General features: G+C 74.7%; 14 protein-coding genes, 1 tRNA gene and 1 riboswitch. Of the genes, 11 read left to right on the top strand and 4 right to left on the bottom strand.

What is annotated here, in order from left to right; genetic code table 11:
- Nucleotides 1-106: 106 nt before the first annotated feature.
- Together ACIPSC_RS05615 and ACIPSC_RS05610 are read right to left on the bottom strand one after the other, a co-directional pair.
- A complete protein-coding gene (locus tag ACIPSC_RS05615) occupies nucleotides 107-820 on the bottom strand; it encodes a sensor domain-containing protein (protein WP_400823290.1) in 714 nt (237 codons plus the stop codon).
- A 105-nt stretch (nucleotides 821-925) separates the two neighbouring features.
- The gene (locus ACIPSC_RS05610; RefSeq protein ID WP_400823287.1) at nucleotides 926-1516 is read right to left on the bottom strand and encodes a GNAT family N-acetyltransferase; all 591 of its coding nucleotides are present in this window, start codon (nucleotides 1514-1516) and stop codon (nucleotides 926-928) included.
- A gap of 42 nt (nucleotides 1517-1558) precedes the next feature.
- On the opposite strand from ACIPSC_RS05610, the gene ACIPSC_RS05605 reads away from it, so the two are divergent.
- Nucleotides 1559-2506 carry a hypothetical protein gene (locus tag ACIPSC_RS05605; RefSeq protein ID WP_400823285.1) on the top strand — a complete coding sequence of 316 codons (948 nt, stop codon included), beginning with the start codon at nucleotides 1559-1561 and terminating at the stop codon, nucleotides 2504-2506.
- Nucleotides 2507-2616: 110 nt separating this feature from the next.
- Here ACIPSC_RS05605 and ACIPSC_RS05600 read toward each other — a convergent pair whose 3' ends face one another.
- Nucleotides 2617-3477 carry a M23 family metallopeptidase gene (locus ACIPSC_RS05600; protein WP_400823283.1) on the bottom strand — a complete coding sequence of 287 codons (861 nt, stop codon included), beginning with the start codon at nucleotides 3475-3477 and terminating at the stop codon, nucleotides 2617-2619.
- Between the two features lie 12 nt (nucleotides 3478-3489).
- Nucleotides 3490-3648, bottom strand: a riboswitch (cyclic di-AMP (ydaO/yuaA leader).
- Nucleotides 3649-3893: 245 nt separating this feature from the next.
- On the opposite strand from ACIPSC_RS05600, the gene ACIPSC_RS05595 reads away from it, so the two are divergent.
- From ACIPSC_RS05595 to ACIPSC_RS05585, 3 genes are all read left to right on the top strand, one after another.
- The gene (locus ACIPSC_RS05595) at nucleotides 3894-4184 is read left to right on the top strand and encodes a YiaA/YiaB family inner membrane protein (protein ID WP_400823281.1); all 291 of its coding nucleotides are present in this window, start codon (nucleotides 3894-3896) and stop codon (nucleotides 4182-4184) included.
- Between the two features lie 171 nt (nucleotides 4185-4355).
- Complete coding sequence (locus tag ACIPSC_RS05590; protein WP_400823278.1) at nucleotides 4356-5183, top strand: alpha/beta fold hydrolase; 828 nt, start codon at nucleotides 4356-4358, stop codon at nucleotides 5181-5183.
- Nucleotides 5184-5280: 97 nt separating this feature from the next.
- Nucleotides 5281-5850 carry a TetR/AcrR family transcriptional regulator gene (locus ACIPSC_RS05585; protein WP_400823276.1) on the top strand — a complete coding sequence of 190 codons (570 nt, stop codon included), beginning with the start codon at nucleotides 5281-5283 and terminating at the stop codon, nucleotides 5848-5850.
- Between the two features lie 91 nt (nucleotides 5851-5941).
- Here the strand turns inward: ACIPSC_RS05585 and ACIPSC_RS05580 are convergent.
- Nucleotides 5942-6018 (bottom strand) — tRNA-Ile (locus ACIPSC_RS05580).
- Between the two features lie 213 nt (nucleotides 6019-6231).
- On the opposite strand from ACIPSC_RS05580, the gene ACIPSC_RS05575 reads away from it, so the two are divergent.
- The 7 genes from ACIPSC_RS05575 (at nucleotide 6232) to ACIPSC_RS05545 (ending at nucleotide 13913) form a co-directional block, all read left to right on the top strand.
- A complete protein-coding gene (locus ACIPSC_RS05575) occupies nucleotides 6232-8523 on the top strand; it encodes a SpoIIE family protein phosphatase (RefSeq protein WP_400823274.1) in 2292 nt (763 codons plus the stop codon).
- Nucleotides 8524-8670: 147 nt separating this feature from the next.
- Entirely contained in the window at nucleotides 8671-9984 is a 1314-nt protein-coding gene (locus tag ACIPSC_RS05570) for a sensor histidine kinase (RefSeq protein WP_400823357.1), read from the top strand.
- Nucleotides 9968-10381, top strand: coding sequence for a roadblock/LC7 domain-containing protein (locus ACIPSC_RS05565; protein WP_400823272.1), 414 nt, complete (start codon nucleotides 9968-9970; stop codon nucleotides 10379-10381). The genes ACIPSC_RS05570 and ACIPSC_RS05565 overlap by 17 nt, the downstream gene beginning before the upstream one ends.
- Nucleotides 10378-10725 (top strand): DUF742 domain-containing protein, encoded by a 348-nt coding sequence (locus ACIPSC_RS05560; RefSeq protein ID WP_400823270.1) that lies wholly within the window; start codon nucleotides 10378-10380, stop codon nucleotides 10723-10725. The genes ACIPSC_RS05565 and ACIPSC_RS05560 overlap by 4 nt, the downstream gene beginning before the upstream one ends.
- Nucleotides 10703-11329, top strand: coding sequence for a GTP-binding protein (locus tag ACIPSC_RS05555; protein ID WP_400823269.1), 627 nt, complete (start codon nucleotides 10703-10705; stop codon nucleotides 11327-11329). The genes ACIPSC_RS05560 and ACIPSC_RS05555 overlap by 23 nt, the downstream gene beginning before the upstream one ends.
- Nucleotides 11326-12831 (top strand): cytochrome P450, encoded by a 1506-nt coding sequence (locus ACIPSC_RS05550; RefSeq protein ID WP_400823266.1) that lies wholly within the window; start codon nucleotides 11326-11328, stop codon nucleotides 12829-12831. Before ACIPSC_RS05555 ends, ACIPSC_RS05550 begins: the two co-directional genes overlap by 4 nt.
- Nucleotides 12795-13913 (top strand): cytochrome P450, encoded by a 1119-nt coding sequence (locus ACIPSC_RS05545; protein WP_400823264.1) that lies wholly within the window; start codon nucleotides 12795-12797, stop codon nucleotides 13911-13913. Before ACIPSC_RS05550 ends, ACIPSC_RS05545 begins: the two co-directional genes overlap by 37 nt.
- Nucleotides 13914-13924: the final 11 nt, after the last annotated feature.

The following is a 13924-nucleotide window of genomic DNA, read 5'->3' as shown; positions in this document are numbered from 1 at the left end:
GCATCGGAACACGGACCGGCCGCGCCCGCATCCGGAGACGCCCGGGCCCCGCAGCCCGGCCGCCGCCCCGGAGGGTCCGGCCGGGCCGCGGGGCCCGGGGGTGGGCTCAGCGGCCGAGCAGGCCGCGGACGGCGAGCCGGTTGACGTTGGTCAGGCCGCGCACGAGCTGCGGGGTGAGGAAGACGATGAGCAGCCCGAGCAGCGAGACGCCGGCGATCTGCAGCGGCGACTGGATGAAGTAGACGTGCCGGGTGTGGTCGTCGTCGTAGAAGTCGAACAGCTGCAGCCCCGGCCAGCCGACGTACGTCGGGTAGACCCAGTGGTAGAGCGGGTATGCCGCCAGCGCCCAGCCGACCAGCAGGAACGTCAGCGACACGGTGAAGCTGACGATCGCCCACGGGAACATCAGCACCTGGTAGAGCGCGGCCTTCCAGCCGGCCGCGTCGGCCATCCGCGCGGTGATCAGGCCCCAGCTGCCGGGGCGGACGGCCTTCACCGGCGCAGGTCCCGGCACGTCGAGCGCCAGCATGCTGCGGGTCCGGGCCCGCTCCAGCCGGCCGAAGCCGCGGGCCCCGGCGGTCAGCGCCGCCAGGACCGGCAGGCCCAGGACGGTGACCACGGTGCCGAGGCCGAAGCTGAACAGCGTGATGGCGAAGGAGAACCCCGCGACGGCCACCGGGAGGCCGGTGAGGCTGTAGCCGAGCTCGCGGTAGAAGTAGGAGGAGAAGGGCGCGCGCCAGGCGTACGGCGGCTCCTCGGTACGGCGGGCGCCCTCGGCGGGGAGGTCGTACGCGGTGCGCTGGATGCTCTGGCTGCTCATGGCCGGCCTCGGTCCTCGGTTCTCTGCGGGCTTTCGGGGATGGCTCCACCCTCCCAGGGCCCGGACGCGGCGGACATCCGGCTCCCCGGCGAACCGGGGGTGGGGTTAACCCCCCGTCGGGCCCCGCCCGCCGGGCCGCGGCCACTCGTCGGCGAGCAGCGAGTACTGCAGCGAGTCGTGCCAGGTGCCGCGCAGTCTGACGTCGTGCCGGATCCGGCCCTCCAGCTGGAAGCCGGCCCGGGTGAGCACCCGCGCGGAGGCCTCGTTGGCCGGGTCCACCCGGGCGGCCAGCCGGTGCAGGCGCAGCGCGCCGAAGGCGAAGTCGCAGAGCAGGGCGGTGATCTCGCCGGCGTAACCGTTGCCCCAGGTGTCCCGGCGCAGCGCGTAGCCGAGGTCGGCGGAGCGGTGGTCGCCGAGGGTGAGGGCGGCGTTGCCGATCGGGGTGGCGTCGGCCGGGTCGTCGGCGTCCGCGCGCCGGGTGACGGCCAGTCGGTAGACGGTCCGCTCCTCCCGCAGGGCCTCCTCCAGGTACTGCTCGATCTGGTCGGCGCAGTCCACCAGATCACGCGGTTCGAAGGGGAGGTAGCGGGTGGCCTCCGGATCGCCGAAGACGGCGTGCAGCGCGTCGACGTCTCCGGGGGTGTGGTGGAACTCCCGGAGGGCGAGGCGGGGGCCGGTGAGGCGGACGGGGACCATGGAGGCAGACCCTACCCGCGCTTTCCGGTTACCGTAAGTGACATGGAAGACGATGACCTGCGGCTCGCCCCGCACACCAGGGCCGCCGAGCTGCTCGCCTGGGCGGAGGCCGAGGGCCGCGCGCCGGTGGCCGAGGCCCCGCTGCGGACGGTGCTGGCGCTGCTGGAGCTGGGTGAGGGCAGGATGCGCGACGGCTGGCCGGAGCTGACCTCGGACGCCGTGGAGCAGCTGCTCCACGAGCGGCTCCACCTCTACGTGCAGCCCGACCCGGAGCAGGACCCGCTGGCGTACGGCGAGGCGGTGCGACTGCTGATCGACCACCAGCGGGCTTCGAAGCGGCTGAACGCCAAGCGGCAGGAGCGGCTGCACGCGGAGGCCGAGTGGCAGGGCGAGGTGGCGGCCGGCCTGCTCCGCCGGGCCGATCTGGTGACCTGGCCGCGGCTGTACGCGCTGCTGCTGCACGCGTACGGGGTGGACGTCACCGACGAGGCCGCGGTGTTCGACTGGCTGTCGGGGTTCCGGGAGCTGGCCGAGGAGGACCGGCGGGCCGCGTTCGAGGCGCTGGCGGAGGCCGGCTGGCTGGACGAGGCGGACCCCGCGGGCTGGGGTCCGGGCCGGGTGCTCTCGGTCGGGATGGCCACCGACGGCGCGCGGCGGCTGCTGGAGCACGGGCTGATGCGGCGCAGCTACCGCAACCTGGCGGAGCTGACGGCGCTGGGCCGGCCGATGCCGGACGAGCTGTCCGGGGACTTCGGGGCGTTCGAGGAGGCGGCGGAGTCCGCCGCGCTGGACCTGTTCGGCTCGTGGACGGTGCCGGGGCTGCCGCGGCTGCTGGTGGCGGAGTTCCCGGAGCTGGCCCCGGAGCCGGGCCAGCAGGAGATCGACGCCTACCTGGCCGGTCTGCCGGCCGAACAGGACGCGGCGGAGCAGGACGCGGCGGAGCAGGACCTCACGGAGCAGGACGCGGCCGAGCAGAAGCGCACCGAGTAGCGCGGACGGCGCGCGGAGACGGAAAGGCGCCCCGGCCGGTACATCGGTACCGGCCGGGGCGCCTTCGTCGTGCCGCCCTCACGGGGCGGCCGCCCCCGGGGGGCGAACCGTCAGGGGGTGACGCCGCGCTGCTCGAACCAGCTCTCCGGGTCGACCGGGGCGCCGCCGTCGGGGCGCACCTCCAGGTGCAGGTGCGGGCCGGTGACGTTGCCGGTGGCGCCGACCTTGCCGAGCTGCTGGCCGGGGACGACCTTGCCGGAGCCCTTGATGATCGAGGAGAGGTGGCAGTACCAGATCTCGGTGCCGTCGGGCAGCGTCTCGACGATCCGGTAGCCGTACGAGCCGGCCCAGCCGGCCGAGGTGATGGTGCCCTGGCCGACCGCGTACACCGGGGTGCCGGTGTCGGCGGCGAAGTCCAGTCCGGTGTGCAGGTGGGCCCAGTAGGAGGCGCTCTGGCCGTAGTGGGCGGAGAGGCGGTAGTCGCGCACCGGCAGGTTGATCGCGGCGAGCTTGGCCTTCTCGGCCGCCTCGGCGGCGCGCTTGGCCTCCTGCTGCTGGACGGCGCGCTTGGTCTCGGCCTCCTTGGCGGCCTGCAGGCGGGCGGTCTCCTCGGCGGCGGTGCGCTGGCTGTCGGCCTGCTGCTGGATCCGGGCGGCGAGCGCGAGGCCCGGGTCCGCGGAGAGCGCGACCGGGGCCTCGTCCGGCGCCTCGACGGCGGGCGCGGCGGCCGGGGTGGCGGAGGCGAAACCGGTGGCGCCCAGGGTGGCGGCGACGGCGGTGACGCCGAGCAGCGGGGCGGTCCCGCGGGTCTGACGCGGCATCCGGTGGCGGTTGGTCTCGGCGGGCTGCGGGGCGGCCTCGTCGTCGGACCCGCCGTACTCGCCCAGGTGGGCGGGCGGCCACGGGTGGTCGAGCAGCTGGGTGCCGGCGGAGGAGCCGGGCAGATGTGCCGGAGAGTGCGTCGACGCCACGGAGGCGCGCTCCTTTCCTTCCTTCGCGCCTACCGGGTTAGCTGACGGGTTCGGAGCAGGAAGGTCTCCTACGGCTGGGCCTGGGCCCGGCCGATTCACCCCAAGGAACGTGGTTCCCCGGCTCCCTGGCCTGCCCGGAGGCCGGCCGGCGGGATTAGGCGACGGCGCACGGTGCCGTCTGGGTACGGCGTTGCGGACCGCGCTGCGTTATCAAACGTTAATCCTAGGAGCCCCCGATTCCAAGCCGTCCGCATGGGACGACAGGACACAGCTCGGACACTACGCGATCCGGTGGGCGATTTGGGGCGTTTGACGACAACTGACACTACCGAACGTGATAGGACGTCAACGAACGACCCCGTGTTTGAGTACTTCTACTCATGTGGACCTCGTTCGACGGCGCGCATCCTGGCGCCATGAACGCACCGATGCAGTCACGCACCACGGCCGCGTACTACGTCCAGGCCGTGCTCTCCTTCACCCTCTCCGCCGGCGCCCTCGCGATCGGCATCGCCTACCTCCCGGTGGGCGCCTGGACCCGCGCCTTCCTCGGGGTCGGCCTGCTCTACACCGTCACCTCCGCCTTCACCCTGGCCAAGGTCGTCCGGGACCGGCAGGAGACCAACGAGATCGTCACCCGGGTCGACCAGGCCCGGCTGGAGAAGCTGCTCGCCGAGCACGACCCGTTCAAGGTCGAGGGCGCCTGAGCCGACAGGCCGGGAGAGCGGCAGACCCCCGGACGCGCCAGGGCCGGGGCCCGGGCCGGGACGCGCGACAGGCTGACGCCGATAGCTTGACGGCTAAGGCTATTAGCCTTAGCTTTATGGGTGTCGGCAGCGCCCGCCGACACCCCGTCCCGGCGGACCGCGGAGGCCCTCATGACCGGCACCAGCACCCCCACCACGCTGTTCCTCGACGTCCCCGGCGGCCGGCTGGCCTACGACGACACCGTGCAGGGCGACGGCCTGCCCGTCGTCCTGCTCCCCGGGATGCTCGACAGCCGGGCCGCCTACCGGCACCTGCGCCCGCTGCTGACCGCGGCCGGCCGCCGGGTGATCACCATGGACCTGCGCGGCTTCGGCGAGTCCTCGATCGCCTGGGACGACTACTCGCCGGCCGCCATCGCCACCGACGTGCTCGCCCTGCTCGACCACCTCGGCATCGAGCGGGCCGTGCTGGCCGGCAACTCCTACACCGGCGCCACCGTGGTCAAGGCCGCCGGGGACGCGCCCGAGCGGGTCGCCGGGATCGTCCTGCTGGACGCCTTCGTCGAGAACCTGCCGCCGACCGCCCTGCAGCGCGCGATGTTCGGCGTGATGGGCACCCTGCTGGTGCACTCGCCCGCGTTCTGGGGCCTCTACCACCGGAAGATGGCCTACCCGGGCCCCAAGCCGGCCGACTTCGACGGCTACGTGGACGGCCTGGTCGCCGCGATGCGCACGCCGGGCCGCAAGGCCGCGACCCGCGGCTACGTCCGCGGGGAGTCCGCGCCCGCCGGCTGGACCGCCGCCGTGACCTGCCCGGCGCTGGTCGTCATGGGCAGCAAGGACCCCGACTTCCCGAAGCCGGAGCTGGTCGCGGACCGGCAGGCCGCCGCGCTCAAGGCCCGCAAGGTGATGATCGAGGGGTCGGGCCACTACCCGATGGCCGACCGGCCGCAGGCCACCGCCGACGCGCTGCTGCCCTTCCTCGCCGAGCTCGCCTGAAACCGCCGCCGACCCACCGCGCGGTCCCCGCGCACCACGCCGACCCGGGCGCCCGCGTGCGCCGAACCCCACCCCGGAACCACGGAGGCCGCTCCCCATGCCCCGCGTAGGACTCACCCCCGAGCAGGTCGTCGACCACGCCCTCGCCCTCATCGACGAGCAGGGCGCCGAGGCCCTCACCCTGGCCGCGGTCGCCGCCCGCGCCAAGGTGGCCACGCCCTCGCTGTACAAGCACGTCAGCGGCGGGCTGGCCGAGCTGCGGCGGCTGGTGGCCGTCCGGGTCACCGGCGAGCTGGCCGACCGGCTGGCCGGGGCGGCCGTCGGCCGGGGCGGGGACGACGCCGTCGCGGCGGTCCTGCGCGCCTACCTCGGGTACGCCACCGAGTACCCGCACCGCTACCACGCGCTCCCGCAGGCGCCGCAGCCCGACGACGACCTCGCCCGGGCGGCCGCCCGGCTGGTCGGCGTGATCGTCGCGGTGCTCCGCGGGTACGGGCTGGAGGGCTCCGAGGCGATCCACGCCGCCCGGACCGTCCGCTCGGTGGCGCACGGCTTCGCCTCGCTCTCCATCGGCGGCGCCTTCCAGCTCGCCGAGGACCTCGCCGTCACCGAGGACCGCCTGATCGCCGTACTCACCGGGGGCCTGCGCGCCTGGCCGGCGCCCTGACCCGGGGCCGCCCCGGCGCACCGGAGCGCCGGAGCGGCCCCGGAAACGCCGGAGGGCCCGGAGCGTGATCGCTCCGGGCCCTCCGGCGTGGTGGTGGGCCTAACAGGACTTGAACCTGTGGCCTCTTCCTTATCAGGGAAGCGCTCTAACCGTCTGAGCTATAGGCCCTCGCCGAACCGCCATCCTACTCGACCGCGACGGGTGCCCCGCCACTCGGCAGTCGGACCGACAATCGGGCCGGCGTTCGGGCCGGCAATCGGCCGGCAATCGGAACTGATCGGGACCAATCGGGCAAGACGGGATAGATTGGCCGGCAACAAGGTACGAGGAATCGAGAGCCCGATCCGGCAGAGCCCCACAGGGCGGCGGAAAGGCCATCCCATGGACCTGACCTCGCCGTGGCTTCCCCCCTCCGAGGACGAGAACCGGACGCCGCGGAGCAGCCCGACCGCGCGCAGCGCCATGCGCTGTGTCCGGTTACTGCTCGGCTGCACCAGCGCCACCGAGCTCCTCGGCACGGTCCTCGCCGAGGGCCCGGGCTGGATCACCGGCGAGGGCTCCGCGCTCTACCTGCTGGACCCCGCCGGAATGCTCCGGCTCACCGCCTCCCACGGCCTGCCCGACTGGGCCCACGAGCGCTACAGCGTGGTCGACCCGGCGAGCGACCTGCCCGCGGCGATGGCGCTGCGCCTGCGCCGCCCCTATCTGCTCAGCCCCGAGCGCACCGGCGTCGAGTACCCGAACCGGAACACCGGCATGGGCACCGGCATGGTCGCCGTCATCACCCTGCCGATGATCGTCGACGAGCAGCCGATCGGCGTCCTGGGCCTGGCCCTGGCCCACCGGGGCACCGTCCCGCGGCGCGATCTGGACGTCCTGGAGACCCTGGCCGACGCCTGCGGCCACCGCCTCGCCCACCTGCTCGACCACGCGCACCCCGAGGGCCGCGCGCCCGTGCGCGGCGTCCGGCCGGGCCCCGGGGCCACCGGGGGCGACGCCGAGCGGGCCACCGGGCCGGCCCAGCCGATGCTGTCGCTGGCCGTCCGCTCCGCCGGACACGGCGCCTTCGAGCGGGACCTGGTCACCGGCGAGACGTACTGGGACGACCAGGCCTACCGGGTGACGGGCCGGCCGCCGCCGGCCGAGGGCGCCCAGGCTCCCGCCCCCGACCTGGAGCGGATCGTCCACCCCGAGGACCTGCCGGACGTCCAGGCCGCGCTCGCCGAGGCGCTGGCCGCCGGCGGCCCGTACCGGATCGCGTACCGGGTGCTGCGCCGGGGCGGCGGCGTGGTGCGGATCGAGGAGACCGGCGAGGTGATGCTGGACGTGCACCGGCGGCCGGTCCGGATCGCCGGTCTGCTGGCCGACCGGGACCGCGTCCGCGCCGCCGAGGAGCCGTCGCCCGAACCGCCGGAGGGCGGCGCGGCGGCGGCCGCCGCCCGTTCGGCGCTGCTGCTGGCGCTCACCCGGGCGCTGTCCCGGGCGGTCACCGTCCGGGACGTCACCACCGCGGTGACCGATGTCGCCCGGCCCGCGTTCGGCGCCGCCAGCATCGTGCTGGACCTGGTGGACGAGGGCCGGCTGCTGCCCGTCTCGCACACCGTCTACGGCGGCCCGCGCCGCACCGAGCTGACCCGGCTGGCCGACCTCTCCGAGGGCGTGATGCAGCACGCGCTGGCCCGCTCCGCCCCGCTCTTCAGCGAGCCCGGGCGGACCGGGCGGGCGCCGGAGAACAGCGGCGGGCCGCTCACCCCGGCCGCCTGGGCGGTGCTGCCGCTGATCGCCTCGGGCCGGCAGGTCGGCTCCTGCCTGATCACCTTCGCCACCGAGCGGGTCTTCGGCCGCGAGGACCGCACCCTCTACTCCGCGTTCGCCGGCGTCCTGGCCCAGTCGCTGGAGCGCGCCCGCCTCTACGACACCCACCACCACCGGGCCACCGAGCTCCAGCGGGCGATGCTGCCGCGCACCCTGCCCCGGCTGCCCGGGATCGCCAGCGCCGCCCGCTACCTGCCCAGCACCGAGGGCATGCAGATCGGCGGCGACTGGTACGACCTGCTGCGGCTGCCGGACGGGCGGATCGGCCTGGTGATCGGCGACGTCCAGGGCCACAACGCCGAGGCCACCGCGGTGATGGGCCAGCTGCGCAGCGCCCTGCGGGCCTACGCCACCGACGGGCACGACCCGACCGCCACGCTGGCCCGGACCAGCCGGCTGCTCTCCGGGCTCGACACCGACCTCTTCGCCACCTGCCTCTACCTCACCCTGGACCCGGCCGACGGCACCCTGCGGGCGGCCCGCGCCGGGCACCCGGCCCCGGTCCTGATCACCGGCGACGCCCGGGCGGTGGAGCTGGACCTGCCGGGCGGCCCGCCGCTGGGCGTGGCCCCGGGGCTGCCGTACCCGCCGGCGGTCGGGCACCTGGCCCCGGGCGAGACCCTGCTGGTGTACACGGACGGCCTGGTCGAGGACCGCGAGGAGGACTACGACGAGTCGGTCCAGCGGATGCTCGGCGGCCTGGAGCTGTGGGCCCGGCAGACCGGCCCGGTCCTGATCGGTCCGGCGCCGGCCCTGGAGCGGCTGGCCGACCTACTCACCCTCAACGTGACCGAGCGCCGCTCCCGCCCGGACGACGTCGCGCTGCTCCTGCTGCACCGGGTGTCGCCGGCCCAGTAGCGCGACTTCCGGCCGACGGAAGGGCCGATCGGGCCCGAAGGACGTCTGATTGACGCCGTATTGACGGGATGTTGACGAGATCCGGTCACATGGCGAGATCCGTTCACATCTTCGTAGGATCATCACCCTAGAATTCGCCGCGTGACGATGACTCAGTGGTGCGTGACGGCAGCCGGCGTTCTCGCCGCCCTCGCCCTCGTGGCCGCCGCCCGCTACCGCGCGGTCTCCGCCACCCAACGCGGCCGGGCCGACCGGCAACAGCGCGAGATCGCCCTCCTCCGGGAGCAGCTGAACACCGAACTGGCCCGCCGTGGCAGCGAACTGGCCGCCGTCCAGCAGGAGCAGGAGCTCAACGCCTCCACCCAGCGGGCCTTCCTCAGCGTGGCCCGCCGGATCCTCGTCATGGCGCACGACCAGCAGGCCCTGCTGGACGAGATGGAGCGCACCCACGACGACCCGGCGCTGCTGGAGGGCCTGCTCAAGGCCGACCACGCCGCCGCCCAACAGGCCCGCCTCGCCCAGACCCTGGCCGTCCTCTGCGGCGCCCGGGCCGGCCGGCACTGGCCCGAGCCGGTCTCCCTGGAGGACGTGGTGCGCGGCGCCCAGTCGCGCATCCTGCCCTTCCAGCGGGTAGTGGTCCGCAGCCGGATCGAGACCGCCGTGGTCGGCGCCGCCGCCGAGGCGCTCATCCACGCCGTGGCCGAGCTGCTCGACAACGCCACCCGCTACTCCCCGCCCAGCACCCAGGTGTTCGTCACGCTGATGCCGGTGCACAACGGCGCCGTCATCGAGATCGACGACGGTGGCGTCGGCATGCCCGATCAGGCGGTCGCCAAGGCCGCCTCCGCCCTGGCCGGCGGCTCCACGCTTGAGGTCTCCCGCCTCGGTGAGGTGCCGCAGCTGGGCCTCGCCGCGGTCGGCCGGCTCTCCGAGCAGTACGGGTTCCGGGTCACCCTCAGCTCCGCGCCCTCGCCGTACGGCGGCGTCCGGGTCGTGGTGCTGCTGCCGAACGCGCTGCTCACCGAACCGCTGCCGCCGACCGTCCCGGGCCTCGGCCACGACGACCGGGCGTTCTCCCCCGGGCCGCTCCGCGCACCCGCATCCCCGTACCAGGGCTCCGTCGACCACACCCGGGCGGCGGGGCAGCACCCGCCCGCCGGCCACCCGCTGCTGGAGACCCCGCCGCCCGCGGCCGGCCCCGCCACCCCGCCCCCGCTGCCCCGCCGGAGCCACCGGCGCGACCGCGCCAGCCGCCACGCCGCGCCGGCCACCCCGACCCCGGCCCAGGCGCCCGCCCCGCCGTACCGCTCGGCGCGGGACGCCCAGACGTTCATGGCGATGTTCCAGGCCGGTACCGCCAGCGGCCGCTCGGCCGCCCGGGCCCAGGCCGCCACCGAAGCTTCTCCCCCTTCCCCCCAGCTTCCCCAGCGCCCCGGAGAGTTCCATGACCACCACCCCTGACCTCGGCTGGCTGCTCGCCGACATCGTCTCCGTCCCCGAGGTCCAGCACGCCGTCGTCGTGTCCAACGACGGCCTGGAGATCGGCCGCAGCACGGGCATCCTGCGCGAGGACGCCGAGCGGCTCGCCGCCGCCTGTTCGGGCCTGCAGTCGCTGGCCCGCGGCGTCGCCCAGGGCTTCGGCGGCCACGGCAGCGCCACCCGCCAGATCATCATCGAGTACGGCGGCGGCTACCTCTTCATCGTCGCCGCGGGCGCCGGCGCCCACCTGGCCGTGGTGACCACCGAGGCCGTCGACGCCGGCCTGGTCGCCTACCAGATGCAGGTGCTGGTCGAGCGGATCGGAACCCACCTCACCAGCCCGCCCCGGGTGGACCACCCGGTGGGGGGCCAGCGGTGAGCGGGCCGGTCCGGCCCTATGTGATCACCGGCGGGCGCAGCCGGCCCACCCGCGCCGCGCTCGCCGTCGAAAGCCTGGTCAGCGCCTTACCCGACCGGCCCGAACTGCCCGAGGACGCGCTGCTCAACCGCGAGCACCAGCGCATTCTGGACCTCTGCCGCAGCCTGCTGTCGATCGCCGAGGTGGCCGCCCACCTGGGGCTGCCGCTCGGCGTCGTCAAGGTGCTGGTCGGCGATCTCTGGGACCTCGGCGCCGTCCAGGTGCTCCCGCCCGTCCCGCAGGCCGAACGCCTGCCCACAACCCTCCTGGAAGAGGTGCTCGTTGGCCTCCGCCAACTCCGCTGAAGCCCCCGCCGGCCCGCCCGCCGAGCCGCAGTACCTGCCGGCCTCCGTCCAGGGTGCGGTGAAGATCCTGGTCACCGGCCCGTTCGGGGTCGGCAAGACCACGCTGGTCGGCTCGCTCAGCGAGATCACGCCACTGCGCACCGAGGAGACCATGACGGCCGCCAGCAGCGGCGTCGACGACCTCACCGGGCGCGCCGGGAAGACCACCACCACGGTCGCGCTGGACTTCGGCCGGATCACGCTCAACCCGCGGCTCGCGCTCTACCTCTTCGGCACCCCGGGCCAGCAGCGGTTCTGGCCGCTCTGGGACGACCTCTCGCGCGGTGCGCTCGGCGCCATCGCCATGGTCGACCTGCGGCGCCCGGACGAGAGCTTCGACGTGCTCGGCCGGCTGGAGGAGCAGCAGATCCCGTTCGCGGTGGCCGTCAACACCTTCCCGGACACCCCGAGTTACCCGGAGGACGAGCTGCGCTCCGCCCTCGACCTGCTGCCCGACGTGCCCATCCTGTTCTGCGACGCGCGGGACCGGCGGGCCGCCTACGACCTGCTGATCGACTTCGTCAGCCACCTGCACGCCACCTCCGTCCTGGAGCTCCAGCGATGACCGTCCCCGAACCGGGCACGTCCGGGCCGCACCCGGCCGGCCCCCCGCCCGGCTGCCCCGCGCACGCGGGCGGCGTCCCGGCCGGCTCCGGCATGCCCACCGGTGTGCCGCTGCCGGCCCTCTACGGCTCCGCCGTCGCCGACGACCCGCACGGCCTCTACGCCGACCTGCGCGCCCAGTACGGCCCGGTCGCCCCGATCGAGCTGGAGCCCGGGGTCGAGGCCTGGCTGGTGCTCGGCTACCCGGAACTGCTCGAACTCACCCGCAACGAGGCGCTGTTCTCCAAGGACTCGCGCCGCTGGCGGGTGCCGGCCGAGGGCCGGCTCGCCACCGACTCACGGCTGCTGCCGATGACCGCCTGGCGGCCCACCCTGCTCAACCTCGACGGTGCCGAGCACCAGCGGCTGCGCGCCGCCGTCACCGACACGCTGGCCCAGATCGACCACCGCCGGCTGCGCGGGACGACCGAGGCCGCCGCCCACTCGCTGATCGACAGCTGGGGCCCGGACGGCACCGCCGACCTGATCGCCCAGTTCGCGCGCCAACTGCCGCTGCTGGTCTTCACCCAGCTGCTCGGCCTGCCCGCCGAGGCCGGCCCCCGGCTGGTCGAGCTGATCAACCACTTCGTCGACAGCAGCAAGTACTCCGTCAAGGCCAACGCGGAGTTCCAGGCGATCCTGGTCGACCTGGTCAGGAGCCGCCGCGAGACGCCCGGCGCCGACCTGACCTCCTGGCTGCTGGCCCACCCGGCCGGGCTGACCGACGAGGAGGCCGTGCACCACGTGGTGGTGATGATGGTCGCCGGCAACGAGACCAGCATCAACTGGATCGGCAACACGCTGCGGCTGCTGCTCACCGACCGCCGCTTCCGGGCCACCCTGACCGGCGGCCGGCTGACCGTCACCGACGCGCTGGAGGAGGTGCTCTGGCGCGACCCGCCGACGCAGAACTTCCCCGGCCGGTGGGCCACCGGTGACACCGTGCTCGGCGGCCAGTACATCAGCGCCGGCGACATGCTCGTGCTCGGCCTGGCCGCGGCCAACGCCGACCCCGCGGCCCAGGGTGCCTCCGCCGCCGCGCAGGGCACCCTCGGCGGCAACCGGGCGCACCTGGCCTGGGGCGCCGGCAAGCACGTCTGCCCGGCCCAGCACCCGGCCCGGATCATCGCCGAGACCGCCGTCGAGACCCTGCTGCACCGGCTGCCCGACCTCCAGCTCGCCGTCCCGCCGCACGACCTGGCCTGGCGCCCGTCGCCCTGGTCGCGCGCCCTGGTCGGCCTGCCGGTGCTCTACAGCGCCTTCACCCCGCCCCGCCCGCCCGCCCCCGAGAGGCCCGCATGGACACCGCCGACCCTGGAACCGAACAGCCCGGCCGCCGGCCCGTCGAGCCCGTTCGGCTCGACCCCTTCGGCCGCGACCAGCACGGCGAGAACGCCCGACTCCGGGACGCCGGCCCGGCGGTCCTGGTGGAGCTCCCTGGCGGGGTGGTGGTCTGGGCGATAACCCACCACGACACCCTCCAGGCGCTGCTCGCCGACCCGCGCGTCGGCAAGAACCCGCAGCTGTGGACGACGTTCACCGAGGGCCGGCTGCCGAAGGGCTGGCCGCTGCTGAACTTCGTCACCGTGCCCGGCATGGTCACCGCCGACGGCGAGGACCACCGGCGGCTGCGCGGGCTGGTCACCCAGGCCTTCACCCCGCGCCGGATCGCCGAGCTGCAGCCCGCGATCGAGGCCCGGACCACCGCCCTGCTGGACCGGGTCGAGCTGCTGGAGGGCGACTTCGACCTGCGCCGGCACTTCGCCTACCCGCTGCCGATGCAGGTGATCGGCGAGCTGCTGGGCCTGCCGCCGAAGCAGCAGGACGAGCTGCACGAGCTCTCCGACGTCATGGTCTCCAGCTCGGCCACCCCCGAGGCCGCCGTCGCCGCGCAGCAGGGACTGTTCGCGCTGCTCGGCTCGGTGATCGCGGCCAAGCGCGCCGAGCCCGGCGACGACCTCACCACCGACCTGATCGCCGCCCGCGAGTCCGACGACCGGCTCAGCGAGCAGGAGCTCGTCGGCACCCTGCTGCTGATGCTGGTGGCCGGCCACGAGACCACGCTCAACCTGATCACCAACGCGGTGCGCGCGCTGCTCGCCCACCCCGACCAGCTCCGGCTGGTGCTGGACGGCGAGGTGGAGTGGTCCGCGGTGGTCGAGGAGACGCTCCGCCACGACTCGCCGGTCGGGCAGTTCCCGATGCGGTACGCGATCGAGGACATCGAGGTCGGCGACGTCGTCATCCGCCGCGGTGAGGCGATGCTCGCCTCGTACGCCGCCGCCGGCCGGGACTCCGGGCACCACCCGGACGCCGACCGGTTCGACGTCACCCGGCAGCCGAACCGGCACCTCTCGCTCGGCCACGGCCCGCACTTCTGCCTCGGCTCCGGGCTCGCCCGGCTGGAGGCGGAGACGGCGCTGCGGTCGCTGTTCGAGCGGTTCCCGCGGCTGGCCCTGGCGGAGGAGCCGGGGGCGGAGCCGATCGGCTCGTTCGTCAGCAACAGCGTGCGGACGCTGCGGGTGACAGTCGGGCCGCGCGGGTGACCTGAGGGCGG

Source organism: Kitasatospora sp. NPDC090091 (genome assembly GCF_044747365.1).
Taxonomy (GTDB): domain Bacteria; phylum Actinomycetota; class Actinomycetes; order Streptomycetales; family Streptomycetaceae; genus Kitasatospora.
This window is presented reverse-complemented; position numbering and strand designations above follow the sequence as displayed.